The sequence below is a fragment of the Paenibacillus sp. B46(2026) genome, assembly GCF_056786355.1.
In genome coordinates, this window is record NZ_CM165907.1 from 3,769,717 (window position 1) to 3,791,529 (window position 21,813).

Genomic DNA, 21,813 nt, shown 5'->3' on the forward strand with positions numbered 1-21,813 from the left:
AGGAGGCTCACTGGTTTATTGGCTTCGATCTTCATTTCATTTATTTTGCAGACTTGCTTTCTGTCCATTGAGTAGCAGGTAGCTCACATTATTCACAGGAATGGTTTTAGGGGATATCCACTTGATGAGATCCTGATCTAGCTGGAGGAAGCCTGATGCAGCAGTTAATTTAGTACCATCCTTCAGATGTACTTCCATACTCAGGTCTTCCATCCGAATCTTACTCAGTGCCTCACCTGTAATCGTAACGCCAACCGCGGAAACGGTAACGTTGGCTTGTAACCCTCCATCTATATCAAAATGTTTCCTACTTTACTCAAAGCATTTTGACTCAAATTAAAGCTGGCTTCCCAATTCCCCTGAACAACTTCACTGCTACTCGTAAATCTGCCCTGGAGTCTTAGCTTATCTAGTTGGTCAATATGGGATAGATCATACACATACTCGACATAATTTCCTCCATGTTCTACTCCGTTTTTCATTATGTCCCATAGTAAAATACTTAGGAATATCTAGCTTGTGACCTTGCTCATCCAAGAAGTAGAAATATCCATGATTATATTCGCCCAATTGATCATCAATTCATACGTATTGAGCAGTATAAATGCCCCCTCTTCTTGAAACAATAAAAAAGTCAAGAAGGAGGTGAGATACAGTGGCAGTATTATCAACAGCACCAAAAACATTTGAGGCTTGCCTTCAATCTTGCGTTAAATGTGCACAAGCTTGCGAAGAGTGTTTTTCAGCTTGCTTGCAAGAGCCAGATATTCAAGCACGAGCTAACTGCATAAAAGTTTTAAACGATTGTGCAGAAATTTGTTTAGAAGCTGTACAATACATGGCTCGAAATAGTCAATTTGCAAAAGCGCTTTGTCAAGTTTGTGCTACTATTTGTGATACTTGCGCTAAAGAATGTGAGATGTTCAAAGACACTCATTGCCAAGAATGTGCTCGCATTTGCCGTGAATGTGCTGAAGAGTGCCGTAAAATGGCATCTTAGAATGATGAAACCCAGTAACCTCTTTAGTTAGAGGATACTGGGTTTTTGTTTTAAAGTTCCGAATGTATTTTTGTATTTGGAACTTTAAATATTACACCTCTTCTTTCACGCTGAGCCGTACATATTGGGTAAGACGGCAATAATGGAATAACAACAGTTCTTCATCACCTTGACCAAGAGCGACGCTACGCCCTTCCTCGATGACGTGATTCAACAATTCATGAAGGAAACTCATCTGCAAACGTAAGGATTCCGCTGTGAGCTGCTCAAGTACCTCAATATCTCGGATCGTAAATTGGGATAACCCGCGCAGCAGCAACTCTTCTGACCCGCCGCTAATTTTCTGCATGAACTGATTATATTCTTCCAAGTCTTCCCATCCTTCCATTGCCGATATCCAGTTTCAGACTGAGCACCGTTTGACCCTTCAGGAAACTGATCGGGCTAATCCGTTTTCGTTCCACACGAACAAAGGCATAGAAGTGTTCAAGCGATTGGGAACCATATCCTGACTCCAGTCTTTGGATCATCGTCTGCCAGTCAGATGAATACGGGAGAGTGAGTGCCAATCTTTCCCCTTCGGAACTCTCGACCGTCAGGACAAGATCCTGCGTTTGTTTGACAAAACGATGATCCACGATGCGAGCAATTTTGATCATGGCCAGTCGTTCTTTAGGAGCAGCAAACAAGTCAATCGATCGTGATTCCTCTCGAAGTATAGACGAGACATCTTGCATGTACTTGCCCATATTCAACGTTTCCACACCCGTTCGTGGCAAAATCGCAAGCTTGGCACCTTCCCCGGAAGATATCCGGCGTTCTTCATTCACTTTAACTGAATGGAATTGAACTTCTTCACCCACCAACTGGCGAAAGGTCAGATTAGGCAGCCATGGTGTGAATGCACCATAATGCTCTGTGTATGAGAACTGCTGATCATCGTAATATACAGCACGTACATCGCTATAGGTGTAGATTTCCCCATCATCGAAGCAATAGAAATAATAGGTGATTCCACGGAAACCGGATCGTGTCTCCCACGCATCAGCTCCCAGTCCATACAGGTGAAGTGAAGGAACCGTAAAGTATTTACTTCGAAAACTGCCAATGAGCTGACTCTGCTGAATGACAGACACCTTTTCTTCTTCAAGAACCCAGAGTGCAAGATACAGCTTGCTCACCCGATCCAGCATGGATTGCATGGAGAAACGTATATGTCTGTTGAAAAACAACTGTAATTCCCCTTGAATCCCTCGCAAACTGCGTTCTATGTCAGGCAGATTGCCACTATGAGCTGCGATTGCCAAAGTCTCCAGTTGTGCCATATAGGACTGAGGAAGACGGGCCAGTCCCGTTTTCAACAATCCTGCCAGCATAATGCGACATTCCTGCACCGTTTGTAGAGAGAACTTGGCTTCGTATACCCTTCCACTTAATGTATCCGTATCATCCAGCCCTTTTAGTACACGATATCGTAGCAAAGCTTCAAGCTTGGCCATTTTCCCAGCTGTCTGCTGCACCTTACATCGTGCTTTCGCAAGGTTCGGTTCCTCAGTAAAAGATACCTCGATATTCTGATTGGTCAGATGCACCGTAAGAAGTGAATCTTCAATGATCTTAATTTCTTCAGGGTACCTTAATCGGAATACAACTTCCTCGATCATGGAAGAGCTATACGATTTAATGAACACTGTAAGATCAGACTCCGTCATCCAGCGAAAACGAGACTCGATCTCACGAGACACTGAATGCGGATCTTCGCTTGGATCGTCCACGTTTGATACTAAGTTTGACACTGAGTCTGTTACGGATACGTCTTTTGGTACGTCCAACGGACCAGTATCCGATATCCCTGAGTCCTTATCCAGCGCATGCTTCTCGTCCGCACTCATCGAATCCTCTGACGAATGTTCCCGTTGATCGTATAGTATGGCAATCAGTACATGCTTGCAGATATGCTCTGACGGACAGGAACACTCCCAATGATCCAGCGTATTTTCGAGGGTACAGTGTGTCCCGTCACTGAGCTGGCAACTCACGGATGATTCGTTCCATGTGTACGTTACACTCACACCGTTGTCCAACTCTTTCAAAGACCTTTTGTACAACCCCTTGTTGGCATAACGAATTAGATAATCCTCTGTACACAGCTTCGAAAAACTCCGGAATTTCTCCCTAAATCCACTCACTTCATCAACGCCCCGTTGCTCTCAGAATATCGTAGATCGTTTCACTAAATACGCGACCTGGAACGTTGCCCAGAGCAATAGGTTTGTTGTCACCATAGTAATAATATTGCTTGTTATTCGGTTTGAAGAAATGTAGGGATTCCAGGGTAATGTCATCCAATCCCTCGTAATACGTGATGCTCGTACCACTGAATTGCAATTCCGCAATAAGATCTCCGTACTCTTTATAAAATTCATGATACCAGCCGCCATCCTGAGCCGGGCCTTTGATCCAACCGTATTTTTCCAGTGTTTTAGGGAATGCCGTTGGCGAGAAATCAGACTCGGGAAGACGATCATATTCGTTCTTTGTTTTATCTTCATCCTCAGGCTGATGAATCTCGCGATTCATTTGCTCGAATGGCTGCTTGATCTCGTAATCCTCCAACTGCGTTGTCCAACCTTCGAGTGTGGACTGATCCAGTTCCAGCGGGTGTACGAGTCCAACCTGCGTACCTGAAGGAAGATCAACCTCATCTTCATCCACGGTATTGAATGTACCATCCTCCATATAACGGAACGTGCTGATCAGAACGCCATTCTCATACGTTCCCCAGATCAGACCTACAGCGAATTTTTGCATAATTACATTTTGTACAAACAGGGCTTTCCACTCATCGGCAGACCATAGACGTTGCTTGGACAATGACTCTTCCAGACGCTGCGCCTGAATGCTAACCATGGATTTGAGATCTTTTTTCAGTTGCGTGAAACGCGCCTTGGACTGGGCTGCCAATTCAGCATCGTCTTTCTGTCCAGGAGCAGGCAGACTCTTCACGGATTTGCCCGTTTCTTCATTCAAGACAATGACTTGCAAGTCTCCATTCACTTTAATCAGGAATGAACGCTCGCCATAGCTAAGCTGCATGGTTCCCTTTTCATCAAAACCAAGTGTGGTGACCAGCCGATCTTCCAGTTGTTCCGAGGTAAGTCCCATATGATCCGCGGCAAGCTGCAACGCTTCTTCTGCTGCACCTTTCACCTGGCGGTTCTTCACACCACGTTTGATCTTGTCAATCGCCATGAGAGCAGATGGATCTTTCAGGTAAGCGAGTACTTTCACAGCATCTGCTGCGATAGCCCCACGACTGTTTTCTGTCCATCCCTTAATTTGCGGGGCCAGAATATTTACAATCTGAACATCGCCAAAGAGTGCTGATACATACATCACCCACTTTTCTTTCGCAGGAGCACCTTCTTGAATCCATACCTGGAGCAGTTCACTTGCAAAACGAGCGAGCGATGCCTCACTTACATAATCCCTTAATTCATTCAATCGTTCATTAGGACCGGAGGTATGATCCAGCGATTGCACCAAAGCATATAGCTTAATTCGGTCATCTAACGGCTGACTGTCCTCTGTTCGCGTCAGGGAAGGGAGATCATTCAGAGACAACCAGCTAAGTCTGGACAGCTTTTTGCCATCTGCCTGATCAGCGAGCGCTGCATGAGCATACTCAGGGCTTAGATCAGCAGTATCCAGCAGAATTTGGATCAGATTTTTCCAATCCTCTGACTTCTCTTTTTTCAAAAGCTCACTGTACAGTTCCTTGCTGTTTTCCAGACTGCGGATTGCGGTCAGAGCCATCTCTTTAATTCCCACTTTTTTCTCCGAGAGGTATACGAGCGTATACAAGTCCTGATCAGGAATCCTGTTGAATTCGGCTAAGGCCATACCGTTGGCCTTCTTGGACGAATCCTGCAATCCGGCACGAATCGCTTCGGCCAATATTTTCTTCGATAGCTCATCACGCTGTTCAAAGGTAATCTCCAGAATTAAAATGCGCGTATCCGTTGGCAGTTTCTTGTACTGTGTCAGCGCATAGTCCAGATTCTGCTGAATGATTCGGTGGTATTCGTCATGCGGCATGGATTTGTATCTGTAGTCGGTCATGCCATTGAGTGAGATCAGGCTGGTTAGCAATTTCTCTCGTTGCACCTCAGGATCTTGACCATAACGCTCAAGCAGTTTCTCTCCACTGAACGCGTATGAATTGTACATGTCTGAGACAATATCCAGCGTCCAATCGGGATGGGTGGTCAGGATTGCGAACCTGCGCATCGCCTCCGACTCCAAGGGCAGAAAACTAATACTAATGAGGTTGTGAACACGCTTCTTATCCCGATTCAGTTGATTAAACAACCCGCGACTATTCGGGTCCTCCCAATATTCCTCAAGGGTGTTTTCCCCACTTAAGTATCTTGCAATCGCAAGTCCTTGACGTCCCCCGTCCAAAGGATGCCGAAGAGCGTTGAATACCGCTTGCTCCAGGGATCCCTCCGCATTGGGCAGCTCCAACCCCCGATCCTCCATGAATTTCTGAATGCAGAGTTTGAGGAATGGCGGTTTGATGATCTCGTATGCTCGAATCGCCTGTTCAGGATGATTCGCGATTGCGGATTGTAGCATGTTCCAGGATACCGTGTACATATTAAGTTCGTCCCGCAACATTTCAATCAACTGGTACGGCTCATCCAGAGGCACAAGTCCAGCAAGCAGATCATTGGGACTCTTTGCTCTTGGGTCCATACTCAGCAAGTAACGGCGAACTTCGAGTGGATAAATCTCATGTAATTGATGTATTGTATGAAGCAAAACATGCCCAATCTCACTCTTCGCATCGAGGAACCGTTGTTTACCTCCACTAATGTTGATCAGGTACAACAGGGCACTGCTTACAAGTACCATGGTCTGATGGAATACAGCGTGTGAACATTGCTCTTTTGGAGAGAGGGTCGTATTCGGATATTTCTCAGCTATAAGCTGGTTACGCTTATGCTTGAGAAATTCATCCTTCAATTCTTGGGAAGACCCGTTATGCTTCCCTTGAATATTACTGACCACCACAGGTTCAATCAGCTTATGTAACTCGTCTCGCAGCTTATCCGGATCATTCGCCATCACATGTTGAAACAGCGCAGGGAGCGATTGAACAGATAACTGAACCTGTGCAAGATGAGAAGGGGTGTCACTGAGCTTCGAATATAATTGCAGGAGCATCAACGCATTGAGCACATCTCGATAATTCCCTTGGCTGTCTGCTTTTTTGGAATCAAAAAGCCACTGGGCACGCTTTAATTTACTCTTTAATTCAGAAAGAATCTCCTCTTCACCAGCATACTGTTTGATCTTCTCCAACCGGGACAACAACCCACCCATGCGATCAGCGCTTTTGCTCTTCCCGCTCAATCCGTAGGCTTCTGAGTCATTTCCCATACAGACAGTAAAGGCATCCGTTCTCCATGAGTTTCTTTTGGAATAATTGGATTCCAGATATATCACAATAGCCCCGGCACGGTAAAAGATATCTCCATCGTCTTTTTTGGCGAGCTTCATGAGCAGATCAATCGTTTGATACACATAATGACTCGAATTTCCCATCATATCCGGGAACTTGTCTGTCGTTCCCAAGACATAATCAATAATTTCGGAGCTTCGATCTGTTTTTAATGAATACTCGTTTGAACAAGTTACTGCGAATTTCTCCACCAAAGTTTCTACTGCGCGGTCTGCGGTAAGCATTACACATTCCTCCCACTATAAAGTAATGTTTTCGCCTGTTTTCTCGTCCATTCGTAGATTTACAACTTCGACATCTTGGCTTGATGGAGGAATATTGGTTCAGAACCAGATTTTGCTGTAATGACCGGTGACGGGAACAGAGCTTGGACTCCATTTTTTATCCAAACTGTGGTCATGCTTATGATCGCACAGTGGATCTCCACATCTCCCTCGGGGTTCACCCTCCCATGTCACGCGGGGTCATTGCCCTTACATTCCTTCGTTCTACCTGCCAAGGGGTGGAGGCCGATTCTTGCTCCTAAACGGGGTCGTTGCCCTTATGGAATGGTATTCTTCGGCTTCTCCGGTGCTTCAATTGTCTCGTTATACATCTGTGAACGAGTCGAGATTTCAGGCTATTGATTCTTTGAACTAAGCTGCAATCTGTTGTAACTGCGCTTGTCGTACAGGACCAAGAACTTCGTTTGCGTTGTACTCTATTTCCTTCGTCCCCAGCGTGTGCAGGACGCGTATCAGTTTGCCGCAGAGCGCGATTAGCGACTGTTTTTTCTTCAGCGGATTTTGACTTCGTGTTGTGAAATACTTGTGAAGGGCCTTGAACTCCTCATTCTTAGCTACCATTGGCATGACGCAACGGAACAATAGGGCTCTTAGTCGAGATCGTCCACGCTTGGTAATGCCAGTTTTACCCTTACGCTTACCAGAACTATTTTCTTTTAGATTCAAGCCCGCCAACCGGATGATTTGTTGCCCGTGGTCGTAATGACTCAGATCGCCAACCTCAGCCAGAAATCCTGCAACGGTAACCGCGCCAACGCCTGGGATACTTAACATCTGCGTCGTTCCCGGTATCTCACTCAAGATGTCCATGACCTGTTTCATGGTCGTTTCCACCTGTTTAGAGAAAAGCTCATACTGGTCGAGCAAGCTCAGAAGCTCCAGTCTCGCAGCTCGTAACCCTTCGGTAAGCCCGATGGATATCCCGGCTGTCGCAAAGAGCTTTTCCGCTCTCTTAATACCGACTCCACGCTTCACTTCCGTTTTCCAGTGTGCGAGAACGCCTCTGGCGCCTGTAGAGACGATCTCTTCCGGTGTCGGAAACTGGCGTATTGTCATCAAGGAAGTTTTGCCTTCCCAATCTTTAAACACGCTCAAATACTCTGGAAAATAGCGGTCGAACCAGTTATGCACACGCGCCTTGACTTGGTTTAAACTCACCATAACCTTCTCACGGAAATTCATGAGGATGCGTAGTTCGGCATATTCCATCGCCGGCAATTTGGGCTCCGAGTACTTCCCGTTTCGAATGAGATCTGCAATGACTTTGGCATCCTTATAGTCACTCTTCGTCGGCGAGTTATCCTCAAGTTCCTTGCTCTTGTTTACGTGATGCGGGTTCACAATGACGATCTTGATATCTCGAGCTTCCAGAAAAGCGGCTAGCGGAAACCAGTAGTGCCCGGTAGGCTCGATTCCGAAAACAATGTCCGTTTTCAGATGAACCTCCTGAAGTTCTTTCATCCATGTTACTAGCCTAGTTAACCCTTCCTGATCGTTGTAGAACACGCAGTCTTTTCCTAATTCAATGCCACGGAAATCTACCGCTCTAGCTACGTGAATCTTTTTGGCAATGTCTGCTCCAATGACTAGCGTATCTTCTGTAATTCGCGTAATACGTTGATTCTGTTTCTGTTTCATCTTATACTTCATTTGTGCGCCTCTTTTCGTATGTGGGTATTGTTCTTTGGTCGGAACAACGATTCCCAGTATACTAAAGGCGCATTTTTCATTCAAAGCTCAAATTACTTCATTACAGGAATGGCTCCTCAAATTTAAGTGATGATCTCGCCAATCCAATCTGCTAATTCATTTGGGGTAATTGCTGCTACATGTGCGCCCATATTGGTCAACGTCTGTGCTGCATGTTTGTTATAGACGGAATCCCCGTTAAAATCGAGTGCGGTGAGAACCAGCAGCTTGCATCCTGTATCGATGATATCTTTACAGGCTTTGTACATCTGTGCAATCGGGTACCCTTCCTCCAGATCACTGACCAGAATAAAGATGGTTTTGCCCGGATTATCGATTAGCGTCTCCCCATAACGCAAGGCTTTGGTAATATGCGTGCCCCCGCCGAGCTGCACATTCATGAGCACGTCTACGGGGTCTTCCAGTCTGTCGCTCAGATCAACAACTTGCGTATCAAATATGAATAATTTGGTGCGCAACGCATTCAAACGGTAGAAGATACTGGCCATCACCGAACTGTAGATGACTGAATCCAGCATACTGCCACTCTCGTCCACACCAATGATGATGTTCCACTTGTTATGGGGCTGTATATTCCCATCGAAATATAGACGGTCAATCACAAATCTGCGCTTGTTTTTATCGTAATTCTTCAGATTCTTGGTGATGGTTCGTTTGAAATTCAGATTACGTAAGGAACGAACTGAACTGGAGGTATAGCGACTGCGCTTGCCCATAATGCTGGCTCGGGTCTGAGATTCAAGTTTGCTGCGGAGCTCTTCAACCACGGCTCGCACAATCTCCTTGGCGCTCTTTAACACCTCACCCTTCATCCGTCCTTTGAACTGCATAATGTTCTTGAGCAGATTCATGTTGGGTTCAAGGGATTCGAGCAGCTTTTTGTCCGTTAACAATTCTGTCAGCCCATAGCGGTCAAGTGCCTGTTTCTCCAATATTTCTACCGTTGGTTTGGGGAATAGCTCCCTCACTTTGTGCAACCATTTCGGCACGGTCAGGTTAGACGAACCACGTCCTCCCTCTTTTCGGTAACCTTGTTCTTCACCGTATTCACGGTTATACAGATAACCCAGAATCTCATCGATTTCCGTATATTGAAATTCACCCGACGTATATTGGTCTGTATTGCATAACCCTTCTTCGGCAGATTCACCGAGAATCAGACGCCACCGATTCAGCGTTTCCGCAGAAAGGCGACCTCCCTGGTCGCTACCATGCGAATTGAAACTTTCATCCAGTTCTCTGGTATCGTCCTTGCTCCTATTCGCTTCATTCACATTAGCTTCCATGCGGCAAACTCCTTTCGAAGTACTTCATCCCATGCTTTAGACTGGATCAGCATCTGCTCATCAACCGCAGGCCATAACATCTCCTCCGGTTCAACCTGATGCAGACTCGCCACACGCTCAGCAATCAATCCCGTCTCCATTGGTGTAAAGTAGGTGAATGCCAGCCGTAATTCCGGTACCATACTGATGAAATCCTCGTATGACAGCTGTTCAATCAAATAATTCAACTCCGACAACAGCTGATCTTCATATAAAAAAGCGTCACGTGCTACAGTGAATACTCCCTGTAAAAAAAGTGCCGTTTGACGGGTCTGATCCGGTGTTCCACGGATATACCCGCGTGCGCGTTCAACAATCTCTTCCCTGGGCCTGTCGCCGAGCCCTGAGGAAATAGCAACACACACACCCTCCAGTTGAGCCGGAAGCTGGTGATCAGACAGAAGTTCGCTCAGATGAATTCGGAATGTCTCATCCTGAAAATGCTCCTCGGATGACTCCGCAAGCATGGCTAGCAGCTTCAGTCCCTGAATAATGGCTTCATGTTCATCCGGATTGGCTCTGGAGAGCTGTAGCAGTTTGTCGACAGCGTTCCTGTAAGCTTCGGATACCAGATCAGGGAGATGTTGCTCGTCAGACAAACCCAGAAGTCTCTGGTGTTGATGAATTCGGTTCAAGACATGCAGACTGTTACATAAGGACAGGAAATTCCCGTCGGTTCTCAGCGCCGAGCGCACCTGTTCGTAGAGCTTCATAGCTGTGTCCTGTAGACCCATGAGCAGCGCTTGAAGCATTAATCGCGCAAGTTCACCACTGTGATGGTCCGGTACTTCCTGCATTTGCTCTTCCATTTTACGTGTGGCCGCTCCTGCAAGCGTTCCGCCATAGAGGGAGTTCTCTATCAATCTGGCTTCAATACGGGAGGAGTACATATACATCCAGGTTTCGCGAACAAGATTCATGTCACGCTCTGCGATCCAGTCCGGCCCGGATTGCCGTTTGGCGAATTCTGGAACCAGATATGTGATGCATTGAAACAATTGGCTTATCTGGCGGTGTTCCGGTTTCGCATACAGATCCAGCACTTTCTTGTGTTGTCCTGTTGTGCGAATCTGCAGTTTGTACCCTGTACAACGCGCCTTGAAATCCTCCACGATGGGAATACTGAATGAATTGGGAGCCACGCTTCCAATGACGTCTCCTGTCAATAACTGCTGTAACTCCTGCAGAGGTTTATCGGTCGCCAAGGTAAGCTCCCCCTTCACAAAGGAAGAGAGTGCTGCATCCATCAACTCATAGACGCCGCCTTCCCTTTTACCCCGAAGACCCGCAAGGCCCTGCATCATGCTGTACGCCTCAATCGCATCACTGGTTGATACATGTTCGTGACCATCCCGTAATTGGCGCATCAGCCGGGATAACAAGTCCAGAGCCGTTAGATTATACGGAGTAGTCTTCTTGCGAGTGAGCTGGTTCCAGATCTGATCGTAATAATTCACATAAGGCATCCCGCTTGCATATCCATTGAGCCGATCCGCTTCAGCGAAAGTATAGACCATGGGGTACATCTGTTGATGAACCATAGTTGGATCTATCGCCTCTTTTGGACACGTATCTTGTCCAACCCAACGTTGATCCGCTCCTTGTTTATCCATCTTCGACCGTTCCAAGTCCGATTCATTTTTTTCAGACATCAACAGCCCATACGTATGAAACCCACCGGTAATGACCAGCACACGGTCATGCTCCTCTACCGCTTGTTTAATACGTTGTCTCATATGTGCTTCCCTTGCCAGATCACCTGTAGATTGTAATCGTTCCGTGGAATAGCACATTCGGGATAACGTACAATACGTGAATACATCTTGTACGAACTCCTGAGTGGATTTCTCCAGACCACCAATCTCAAACACTTTTTCCCACAATTCATCAAAACTGCGGCAGTTTGTTTTTTGGCACAATCGGCTAATGAACTCAGACCCTGCAAGCAAGGTTTCATCCTGAATGGAGATCTCCTTTTGTTCTGTCTGACCGGACTTGGAAGCACGACTGGAGAAATGATGATAATCCAGGTCGATAAACTTTGCTGGAATGTCCAGGCGCGCTGCTTCTTTCAAAGCGACATATTCAGGAGAATAACGAAGCATCGGATAATAGCAGGCTTCTCTCTCCATTTCATTCTCATAGGTGTAGTACAGACTGACAGGAGGTATCGTTGCCTCATCACTCAGAACCGAAATTAACGGATTGCCACTCTCCGGTCCTTCAATCAAAATGATATCCGGCTTGTACTCCCCAATTAATCGTAACAAGTGATACGAACATGCAGGGCTGTGATGTCGTATTGGATAATAGACCGTATGATTACTCAGGTTATATACCTGAGATTCGAACAAGGATTGTAACTGATCAACATCAGGGTCCAGTACTGCTGTTAACCGATCCATTTTCTCTCCTCATAATAGTCCTTCCACATTCCCTCTTCTCTGGAACGATCTTTTACGACCTTGGAGAAGTAGGTTTTGAGAATGGACAGATCCTTGTCGTTTTCCTTTGCAATGGTCCCCAGCATGTTCTGCACCAACCGATCCAGCGCAATAGCCTTATCTTCGTAATAATAGGAAGTCATCGCACTCTGGACATAAACAGACACCGCCTCTGCCGTACTCATGGATGCTTGAGGGGTATCCAGCTTGTAACCTTCCCGTGTCATGCCGGTGCGCAGTTCCATGAATGTTGTAGCCAGCAATTCAACCACATCCAAGTTAATGTCAATCTCAATTCCACTATGTAATAACAGGCTTCGTGCCTGGGATTCAATGATTTTGGCTTCCATCTTCACGTTATGAATGGGCTTGATCGTTTCAAAATTGAACCGACGTTTCAAGGCGCCACTCATTTCGTTTACACCTTTATCCCGAATATTGGCTGTAGCAATCACGTTAAATCCCGGTTGGGCAAACAGTACACCGCCGTCCAGTTCAGGAATGCTCATGACCTTGTCACTGAGAATACTAATCAGACTATCCTGCGCTTCGGCGGGACAACGCGTAATCTCTTCGAATCGGGTAAGAATGCCTTTCTTCATTCCGTTATATAACGGCGATGGTACAAGTGCGGCTTCCGAAGGCCCTTTATCAAGCAGCATGGCGTAATTCCATGAATACTTGATCATATCTTCTGTTGTGCCTGCTGTACCTTGAATCGTGTTCAGGCTGGTGCCGGAAATCGCTGCGGTCAGCAATTCGCTAAGCATGGTCTTGGCTGTCCCGGGTTCTCCCACAAGTATTAACCCCCGATTGCCTGCCAGAGTGACCACTGCACGTTCAATCAGCACGTCATTGCCATAGAATTTGCGGGTAATCGGGATCTCTTCTCCATTCAATATCGCGGGCTTATCCCTGCCAATAATAAAATCGCGCACATAGGCGGGAGATAATAGCCAGTTTGGGGGACGTTTCCCCTGATCTTCCTCTCTCAGTGCACGTAATTCTGTCTCATATAATATCTCGGCGGGTGGTTTAAGCATCTCCATCGTCAAGGTGTCTCCTCTCACATAAACAGATCGTATGTTCTTATTCTTATCATTTTATCACAGCACTCCAACAACTACCCGGTAAAACGATAAAAATGGTTGAAACGTCCTTCTTATCAGCACTATTCCTAAGTCCATGGACATAGCCTCTAGCACAAATATGAAGGTGAAATATCCATACAGTCGTGCCAACACTCTGGTTTCGGCCCCGATCAGTATACTTATTGCAAATGTATTCGTATTGTAGGCCATATGATCTTATGAATCATTACACTTCCCGTATTGTGTTTCAACCAAATGAAGCCATATATCACACAGAAGACACAGGCCAGCAGCCTGTGTCTTCTTATATGCTTAACTTACGGCCAACTTTCTAAGAATTGTGATCGAAGATAACCCATCTCTCAGATGTCCCTGTTTACATTCTGCGCCCACATGAAGCCGAATACAGCTCGTACCACTCATATCGGGTTAGCTCAACCTTCGTTGCATCACGACAGGCCAGGATACGTTCTGGCCGAATCGAACCAATCACGGGTTGAATACCTGCCGGATGCTTCATTAACCAAGCCAATACAATGGATTCAGATGTAACACCACGTTCTTTGGCCATTCGATCAACCAATTGAGCCGTATGCTCAATCTCCGGCCGTTGACCCTCGACGACCCTGCCAGTAAATCGCCCCTGAGCAAGGGGACCCCAAGCTTGCAGTTGAATATGCTCTGCCTGACAATATTCCATCGTGCCATAAGGGAATACGTTGTCTCTGGCTTGAGGTCGATTCACCGTCACTCCTGCTTCTACGAATCCGATTTTGTCCAGACTCATCTCCAACTGATTCACAATCAGAGGTACTTTACTATGAAACTGAAGAAGACGAATCTGTTCAGAACCCATGTTGGACACACCAAAATGGCGCACTTTACCGGAATGATGCAGCTCAACCAGTGCTTCTCCAATCTCTTGCGGATGGGCAAGTGGATCAGGACGATGTAACAGCAAAATATCCAGATAATCGATCCCGAGCCGTTCCAGGATACCGTCCACACTCGCCAGGATATGGGCACCTGAGGTGTCATAACGCTGCGGTCCTTCATCATCACCCACAAGACGTATACCACACTTCGACTGTATAATGATCTGTTCACGCAAGCCAGGAGTTTCGGATAAAACTCGCCCCAATACATGCTCTGCCTTACCACGTGTGTATATATCCGCCAGATCAAAGTGATTAATGCCTATTTCGATCGCTGCTTCTACCGCTCGATGACCTTCTACGACAAGATCTGAAGTAATGGGGAGCCCATCCCATTCACCCCCAAACCGCATACAGCCAAGAACCATTCGACTTGCCGGAATCTGGTGGTGATGCAAAGGAAGTTGTGCATAAGACATGTCAGCGTTCACCTCATTTTCATTTTTACCAAGCATAATAACCGATTCTCTCTACCATGTCTTCTTCCATCTTCCTCTATTTTCCTGCTCTAACATCCACATGGACCAAAAACAAGGTTTCAAACCCTTGCGTATTGAATATATAGAGGGTGCAGGTATTATGCAGGAATATGAGAGGAGATATTACATTTGAACCCGAATGAACCCAACGAGTCCTCAAAGCCAGCGTTTTTCACGAAAGAATTCACGCATAACCCTTACCCCGTGTATGAAAAGTTAAGAAAAGAGGAGCCTGTTTTCAGAGTCATGTTTCCTCACGGGGAGTTTGGCTGGATTATTACCCGATACGAGGATGCAGTCCAGATCCTGAAAGATCCTCGCTTCACTAAGGATATCGCCAAACGTTATGGACCTGAAAATCAAAGTATCTTTGTCAATAACATGCTGTTCTCCGATCCGCCGGATCATCGTCGTCTGCGCGGGCTAGTGCAGAAAGCGTTCACGCCCAAGTTGATAGCAGACATGAGAAGCCATATCCAAGAGATTGCGGATGATCTGCTGGACAACCTCCAGTCACAGGAAAAAATGAATCTGATTGATGACTTTGCCTTTCCCCTGCCTATCATTGTCATTAGTGAAATTCTGGGAGTCCCTCATGAGGATCGTGACAAATTCCGCATGTGGTCCAATACGGTAATCGATGCCTCCACAGCCGAGAGCGCAGAGCTGTTTGAGCAGCACGCCAGGGAGTTTACAGATTACCTGACGGCCTGGTTCGAAAAAGTACGCAAAGATCCCGGCACTGATCTGATCAGCCAGCTCGTCATTGCAGAAGAATCCGGGCAGCAGTTGACTGAACAAGAACTCCTTGGCGTTGTCTCCTTATTAATTATTGCTGGTCATGAAACGACGGTTAATCTCATTGGCAATGGAATTCTTGCTCTGCTGGAGCACCCTGAGCAACGTGAGCTGCTCATCAACCAGCCCGAGCTTATTCACAACGCCATTGAGGAGATGCTGCGATACAATGGACCGGTCGAGTTCAGTACATCTCGATGGGCTCTGGAAGATATCGAATTCCGTGGACAACATATTGCTCAAGGTGAACTTGTCATCGTTGCGCTTGATTCCGCTAACCGGGACGAGGAGCAGTTCAAAGATGCTGATATCTTTGACATTACCCGCGAGAAGAGTTCGCATCTGGCATTTGGCAAAGGCATTCATCTCTGCCTCGGAGCACCGCTTGCACGTCTGGAAGGTGAGATTGCCGTCAGCACGCTTCTGAACCGTTTTCCGAATATGCAGCTACAGGCTGACGTGAATGAACTCGAATGGAGACCCGGCATGATTGTTCGTGGTGTCAAAGAGATCCCCATCCAACTTAAATAATGGCTATATATAATTGAAAGTGAGGCACCTTACATCATGGAAATGAACACCTTGGTATGGATCGTTTTTCTGCTTCTCATTCTTTTGTTACTGGTCAGAGTCACCAGCCTGCAACGTCAATTGAATGAATTGAAAAGAGATGTGGAGCGTCTGGAGAACGGTTCCACCGCAGGCGCACGCTCCGATTTCAATTACACCTTGTCGCCGAAGGAAGCATCCCCTTCCTACGCAAGTCCAACAGAGCCTTCTGATCTGGATCAGGAGTTGCTTGCACTTATACAACAAGGGAAAAAAATTATGGCGATCAAACGACTGCGTGAAGCCCGAGGTCTATCGTTAAAAGAAGCCAAGGACTATGTTGATTCCCTGGATTCATGAAACATAAAACAAACCAAAAAGAGAGGCACTGTACGCATACAGTAGCCTCTCTTTTTCTAATTTTAACAGCTATCTATGTCTTTTGAACTCTTATTGGGCCGTAACTGCACCATCAATCGGATATACTGCACCATTAATATATGGCGCTTCATCTCCCAGAAGGAAGGAAACGAGGTTCGCGATCTCTTCCGGTCTACCCAGACGTCCAGAAGGAATGCTGTCAACAGTTGCTTTGAACACTTCAGGGTTATCTTTACCGAACTGAACGACCATCGGTGTCTCAATTGTACCTGGGGCAATCGCATTTACACGAATGTTGTCCTTGCCATATTCAATGGCAGCTGTACGGGTCAAGCCCACCACGCCATGTTTGGTTGCTGCGTAAGGTGCAACCGTTGGTACACCAACAATACCGGCTGTGGAGGCTGTGTTCAGAATGGAACCTCCACCGGTTTTGAGCATTTCCGTAATCACGTACTTCAATCCGTAAAATACACTTCTCAGGTTAATATCAATAATCTGGTCAAACTGCTCAATCGTATGTTCGATCAACTTGATCCCAGGACCCGCAATCCCTGCATTATTAAAGAACATGTCGATTCGTCCGAACTCTTCGACTGTTTTTTTCACATAATTCTCAACTTCAGGTGCTTTACTTACATCTGCTTGTACAAAAATCGCTTTACTTCCCAGCTTCTCAATCTGCTTAACCGTTTCAAGACCGGTCTCTTCGACAAGATCCACGACAACAATGGATGCGCCCTTCTCAGCCAGCTTTAGCGCTGCTGCTTGGCCCAATCCACTTCCTGCTCCAGTGATAATAGCTACTTTTCCTGCGTGACTCATGTTGATCTCCTCCATGTGTGTGTGTCATCTTGTGATTGGATCGATGAATACGATATGAAATGTTCGTACATGTAATAATGCAATATGTAGGTCAAAAATGTCATAAAACCTTCCTGACGTTACCTATTCTAATAGACTTTCGACATAAAAACAAATCATATAATATAGATTCATACTATATCAATGATCACACATTCAGCATTATATTGAAGGAGCATGCACCATAACCTCTTGTTGCATGCTCCTCTTTTAAACATATAACGCTATAGCGTCTCTCTTCGGGAAGCATAAAATCGCCTATCGTAGCAAGTTGGTTTTAGCTAATTCAATCAGTTCATCTCCGCGTCCGTTCAGCACGGCTTTCATCATCCATAGGGTGAATCCTTCCGCCTGTTTGATATTAATCTTCGGAGGTAAGGACAATTCCTGACGGTTCACCACCACGTCGATCAGCACAGGACCCTCATGCTGAAGCGCGCGTTGCACAGCCCCTTCCAATTCAGCCGGATCTTCAACCCGAATGCCCTCCATGCCCATGGCTTGAGCAACCATCGCAAAGTTGGGGTTTACAAGCTCTGTTCCAGATTCCAGGAATCCGGCCGCCTTCATCTCCAGCTCAACAAAACCAAGTGCTCCATTATTAAACACCACAACTTTAATCGGAAGATTATGCTGTTTCAGTGTCAACAGATCACCCATCAGCATCGTAATACCGCCATCACCCGACAAAGAGATGACTTGTCTGCCCGGATCAGCGACCTGGGCGCCAATCGCCTGTGGCAAAGCATTCGCCATCGTACCATGACTGAATGAACCCAGCAGCCTGCGATTGCGACTCATCTCGATATAACGGGCCGCCCATACTGTCGGAGTACCAACATCACAGGTGAAGATGGCATTTTCGGCTGCGGCATCACTAATGATCTTGGTTAAGTACTGTGGATGAATGGGTTTTTTACCTGGTTTCCCAACCGCAAGCTCGTCCAGATCTTTGCGTACTTTCACATAACGATCCACACTCTTATGCAGATGTTTATCATTGTGTTCATCTGTTAGATAAGGAAGCAAGGCTTCTATGGTCGCTTTCACATCTCCACACACACCATAATCAAGCTTCGTGCGCCGCCCCAGATGGGAAGACTGAATGTCGACCTGAAGCACAGTCGCATCTTCGGGATAGAACTGACGATATGGGAAATCCGTTCCTAGCATCAGTAGTACATCACAGTCCATCATCGCATGATAACCGGACGAATACCCGATTAGACCCGTAAGGCCCACGGAATACGGATTGTCATACTCCAAATATTCCTTGCCTCGTAGAGCAATAACCATTGGGGATTTCAACCGATCACAGAGCTGCATGAGGGGTTCCCGAGCACCCGAGCACCCTGCACCGCACAACAACGTGATTTTTTTGCCTTGATTCAGATATTCGGCTAGTTTGATCAGTTCCGGCTCAGAAGGATGGACCACTGGATGGGTCGCGTGATACACATGCTCAGGCACAGGCAGATTCGCCGCTTCCAGTCCAGCTACATCTCCCGGCAATACAACAACAGACACGCCAGAACGTGCAACTGCTGTCTGAATGGCCATGGTCAGGGAACGCGGCATCTGTTTCGCTGTCGTAATGACTTCACAATAATCACTACATTCCTGGAACAGATACTCTGGATGGGTCGCTTGAAAATATTCACTGCCAATCTCGTCACTTGGGATATGTGCGGCGATGGCGAGTACAGGAACACGATTGCGTTGACAGTCATACAGACCGTTAATCAGATGCATATTACCCGGTCCACTGCTTCCCGCGCAGACAGCGATACTTCCACTGACCTCGGCATCTGCTCCAGCAGCAAATGCAGCCACTTCTTCATGTCGTACATGAATCCATTCGATCTTACCCGAACGACGGATCGAGTCGAGTACCGCATTCAAAGAATCTCCAACAATGCCATATATGCGTTTGATGCCAGCGTTCAACAAGGCTTCAACCAGAACGTCTGCGACTGTTTTTTTCATGAGGGATGGGTCTCCTTTAATTGCTCATTTTGATTATGTTTCCACTCTGTTAATATACCTATTCTTATACCCCAATCTGCTGAAATCCGAACCAAATCATATGTATCTCTGGATATATGAAACGAAAAAACTGCCTCTTAAACCGTTATTTCAATGTTAGCAAAATACCAAAAAATCCGCTTGTCGAATGACAAACGGATTATGGTTAAGCTAGATTTATTCGTATTTCATGTGGACTCCCGAATCCAAATAGTGCACTAGATGGCAGGCATCACATTGCCGCCACTTACCGGGATATAAGCACCCGTGATAAATGAGGACAGATCCGAGGCGAGAAAAGCCACCGCATTGGCGATTTCCTGATCTTCACCCCTGCGCTTCAGTGGCACGGTACGCGTATATGCCTCATCATGTCCAGGCTCACTGGAGCGATCACGTTCACTAATCGTCCATCCAGGGGCAACCTGATTTACGGTAATCTGATACTCACCAACCTCTTTGGCAAGGACGCGATATACGCCATCCATTCCACGCTTACCAGCGGTGTAGGCCGATTGGTGAGCAAAATTTTGCATCGCACATTCTGTATTGATGCCAATGAAGCGACCTGCATTGACCGTTTGCATATGCGGAATGAAAGCTTTGGCAAGATACACACTCTGCATGACACAAGATTCGAACTGGCTCAAGTAATCTTCAGGAGATTGCTCCAACACCGTAGTCCATTCATACTGAATGACTGCATTGGCAACAACAATATCCACTCCGCCGAGGACAGCCTGGATCTCATCACGCATCCGGAATGCCGTGTCTTGCTTCGTAATATCTCCCTGTACAATGACAGCCTGACGACCGAGTGCTTCAATCTCACCCTGAAGCTCCCGTGCTTTCGTATCGTTATTTATGTAATGTAGGGCCAGATTGGCGCCACAGCCTGCCAACGTGCGGGCGATGACTCTTCCCAGTTGTCCGGTTGCGCCTGTAACCAGAGCCGTTTTTCCTGTGAGATCCAATTGCATAACACCTAAAACCTCCTTGAATTCATTTTATCGAAAACGATTTCGTGAAGTCATATAATTTTCATCAAATCAACTTCATTCAGAGAGATATACAGCATTGTACAATGCTGTATATGGCAGTTCAGCTTTATTTCAATATGTGTGGGGATTAGTGATGATTATGTTGAATTAGATCAATTTCCTGGAAGCGGCTAACTTCCTTTTCCCAACGCTCTTCTACATATTGACGGTGAACCGGGTGATTGTTGTATCCATCATACGCAGCCTGATCCACAAAGACCATGGAGAAGCTGTAGTCAAACTCATTCTTCTCACTTACCTGTCTGAGAACCTGAAACTGCTCTACCCCAGGAATGACTGCAAGTGCATCTGAACTTTCCTTTAAAAAGGCTTCCGCCTCCGGTGTATCTTTACCTGCGTATAGTGTAAACGTTACCATATGTGTGATGCTGCTCATCTCTATTTCCTCCTCCAATATGTTCTAACTCTGTTTTCTAGTGTACATCCGATTGTGTTGTAAGCGCAATAATTGGTTGAATTAATTTTTAATGAAAATGGATATTCCTGGTTACAAATATGGATTTGAAGTATAACTCACAAGGTTTTACCCTGAATATGTACACAAAAAAACCTCAGGACAAATCCCGAGGTTTTCTTGTAATGTATGGACAAACTATTTGTTGATGTTGTATTTACGGTTAAATTTATCAACACGGCCACCGATATCCACGTTTCTTTGTTTACCAGTGAAGAACGGGTGGGATGCGGAGCTAGTGTCCACACGGATTACTGGGTAAGAGTTACCGTCTTCCCATTCCATAGTTTCGTTAGAGAACTTCGTGGAAGAACTCAGGAATTTGAAATCAGCACTTGCATCGTAAAAAATTACGAGTTGTGTCTTTGGATGGATGTCAACTTTTGGCATAATCTATTTACACTCCTTTAATATGGGTACTTCTTTAGAATCAAACTAAATTTTATTATACTCTTTTTTTGTACAAAGTACCAGCAGGATTTGAGGAATAGCTAAAAAAATTATGATTTCTATGATTTTGCACCTAATCAGGTGTTACGCCGTCCCTTTCTCCAGTACATTCAGCATGTACTCCAAAGCCTCCAGTTCATCCCTGCCTCTTGTCTGCAATCTGACAACACTACCATATCGAATGGGGAGTAACGCCATCCCTAGCAGGCTTTTGACATCAACTCGATGCTCATGCTCAGACTCCATATACGACAAGATAATATCCGAGGTAAAACGTGACGCTTGAGAAGATACCGACATCAGATCATCCCGATGAAAATCAGCGTGAATCATAAATTCATGTACTCTCACAACCTTCAGTTCCTTTCGCTAAGTACGTATTCACCTATATGGTGTGTATCATTTTATATATTAAAATCATCATGAATTATACCAT

18 protein-coding genes are annotated in these 21,813 nt (G+C 46.0%); 3 read left to right on the forward strand and 15 right to left on the reverse strand.

Annotated elements, in window-relative coordinates; all coding sequences use genetic code 11:
- Positions 1-36: 36 nt before the first annotated feature.
- Positions 37-198 (reverse strand): hypothetical protein, encoded by a 162-nt coding sequence (locus AC1S8V_RS16765; RefSeq protein WP_482069990.1) that lies wholly within the window; start codon positions 196-198, stop codon positions 37-39.
- Positions 199-655: 457 nt separating this feature from the next.
- Here AC1S8V_RS16765 and AC1S8V_RS16770 point away from each other — a divergent pair, with 457 nt between their 5' ends.
- A complete protein-coding gene (locus AC1S8V_RS16770) occupies positions 656-1,000 on the forward strand; it encodes a four-helix bundle copper-binding protein (protein WP_482069991.1) in 345 nt (114 codons plus the stop codon).
- A gap of 91 nt (positions 1,001-1,091) precedes the next feature.
- On the opposite strand, the gene AC1S8V_RS16775 is transcribed toward AC1S8V_RS16770, so the two are convergent.
- The 8 genes from AC1S8V_RS16775 to AC1S8V_RS16810 form a co-directional block, all read right to left on the reverse strand.
- Complete coding sequence (locus tag AC1S8V_RS16775; RefSeq protein WP_482069992.1) at positions 1,092-1,370, reverse strand: hypothetical protein; 279 nt, start codon at positions 1,368-1,370, stop codon at positions 1,092-1,094.
- Positions 1,357-3,189, reverse strand: a complete 1,833-nt coding sequence (locus AC1S8V_RS16780; protein WP_482069993.1) for a hypothetical protein — start codon at positions 3,187-3,189, stop codon at positions 1,357-1,359. The genes AC1S8V_RS16775 and AC1S8V_RS16780 overlap by 14 nt, the downstream gene beginning before the upstream one ends.
- A 4-nt stretch (positions 3,190-3,193) precedes the next feature.
- On the reverse strand, positions 3,194-6,751 hold the full coding sequence (locus AC1S8V_RS16785) for a DUF4132 domain-containing protein (RefSeq protein WP_482069994.1): 3,558 nt from the start codon (positions 6,749-6,751) through the stop codon (positions 3,194-3,196).
- A gap of 411 nt (positions 6,752-7,162) precedes the next feature.
- Positions 7,163-8,461 (reverse strand): IS110 family RNA-guided transposase, encoded by a 1,299-nt coding sequence (locus tag AC1S8V_RS16790; protein ID WP_482069891.1) that lies wholly within the window; start codon positions 8,459-8,461, stop codon positions 7,163-7,165.
- Positions 8,462-8,583: 122 nt separating this feature from the next.
- Positions 8,584-9,807 carry a VWA domain-containing protein gene (locus AC1S8V_RS16795; RefSeq protein ID WP_482069995.1) on the reverse strand — a complete coding sequence of 408 codons (1,224 nt, stop codon included), beginning with the start codon at positions 9,805-9,807 and terminating at the stop codon, positions 8,584-8,586.
- Positions 9,792-12,251 (reverse strand): DUF5682 family protein, encoded by a 2,460-nt coding sequence (locus AC1S8V_RS16800; RefSeq protein ID WP_482069996.1) that lies wholly within the window; start codon positions 12,249-12,251, stop codon positions 9,792-9,794. Before AC1S8V_RS16800 ends, AC1S8V_RS16795 begins: the two co-directional genes overlap by 16 nt.
- On the reverse strand, positions 12,239-13,339 hold the full coding sequence (locus tag AC1S8V_RS16805; protein WP_482069997.1) for an ATP-binding protein: 1,101 nt from the start codon (positions 13,337-13,339) through the stop codon (positions 12,239-12,241). The genes AC1S8V_RS16800 and AC1S8V_RS16805 overlap by 13 nt, the downstream gene beginning before the upstream one ends.
- A gap of 418 nt (positions 13,340-13,757) precedes the next feature.
- Positions 13,758-14,735, reverse strand: a complete 978-nt coding sequence (locus tag AC1S8V_RS16810) for an aldo/keto reductase (protein ID WP_482069998.1) — start codon at positions 14,733-14,735, stop codon at positions 13,758-13,760.
- A 189-nt stretch (positions 14,736-14,924) separates the two neighbouring features.
- Here AC1S8V_RS16810 and AC1S8V_RS16815 point away from each other — a divergent pair, with 189 nt between their 5' ends.
- Positions 14,925-16,124, forward strand: coding sequence for a cytochrome P450 family protein (locus AC1S8V_RS16815; RefSeq protein WP_482069999.1), 1,200 nt, complete (start codon positions 14,925-14,927; stop codon positions 16,122-16,124).
- Between the two features lie 36 nt (positions 16,125-16,160).
- Positions 16,161-16,502 (forward strand): ribosomal protein L7/L12, encoded by a 342-nt coding sequence (locus AC1S8V_RS16820; RefSeq protein WP_482070000.1) that lies wholly within the window; start codon positions 16,161-16,163, stop codon positions 16,500-16,502.
- A gap of 90 nt (positions 16,503-16,592) precedes the next feature.
- On the opposite strand, the gene AC1S8V_RS16825 is transcribed toward AC1S8V_RS16820, so the two are convergent.
- From AC1S8V_RS16825 to AC1S8V_RS16850, 6 genes are all read right to left on the reverse strand, one after another.
- Positions 16,593-17,348 (reverse strand): SDR family NAD(P)-dependent oxidoreductase, encoded by a 756-nt coding sequence (locus tag AC1S8V_RS16825; protein WP_482070001.1) that lies wholly within the window; start codon positions 17,346-17,348, stop codon positions 16,593-16,595.
- Between the two features lie 297 nt (positions 17,349-17,645).
- Entirely contained in the window at positions 17,646-19,373 is a 1,728-nt protein-coding gene (gene poxB, locus AC1S8V_RS16830; protein ID WP_482070002.1) for a ubiquinone-dependent pyruvate dehydrogenase, read from the reverse strand.
- 257 nt (positions 19,374-19,630) lie between these two features.
- Entirely contained in the window at positions 19,631-20,392 is a 762-nt protein-coding gene (locus tag AC1S8V_RS16835) for an SDR family NAD(P)-dependent oxidoreductase (RefSeq protein WP_482070003.1), read from the reverse strand.
- A gap of 148 nt (positions 20,393-20,540) precedes the next feature.
- Positions 20,541-20,849 (reverse strand): Dabb family protein, encoded by a 309-nt coding sequence (locus AC1S8V_RS16840; RefSeq protein WP_482070004.1) that lies wholly within the window; start codon positions 20,847-20,849, stop codon positions 20,541-20,543.
- 216 nt (positions 20,850-21,065) lie between these two features.
- A complete protein-coding gene (locus AC1S8V_RS16845) occupies positions 21,066-21,317 on the reverse strand; it encodes a type B 50S ribosomal protein L31 (RefSeq protein WP_062834756.1) in 252 nt (83 codons plus the stop codon).
- A 144-nt stretch (positions 21,318-21,461) separates the two neighbouring features.
- Positions 21,462-21,710, reverse strand: coding sequence for an HPr family phosphocarrier protein (locus tag AC1S8V_RS16850; protein WP_145324079.1), 249 nt, complete (start codon positions 21,708-21,710; stop codon positions 21,462-21,464).
- Between the last annotated feature and the right edge of the window lie 103 nt (positions 21,711-21,813).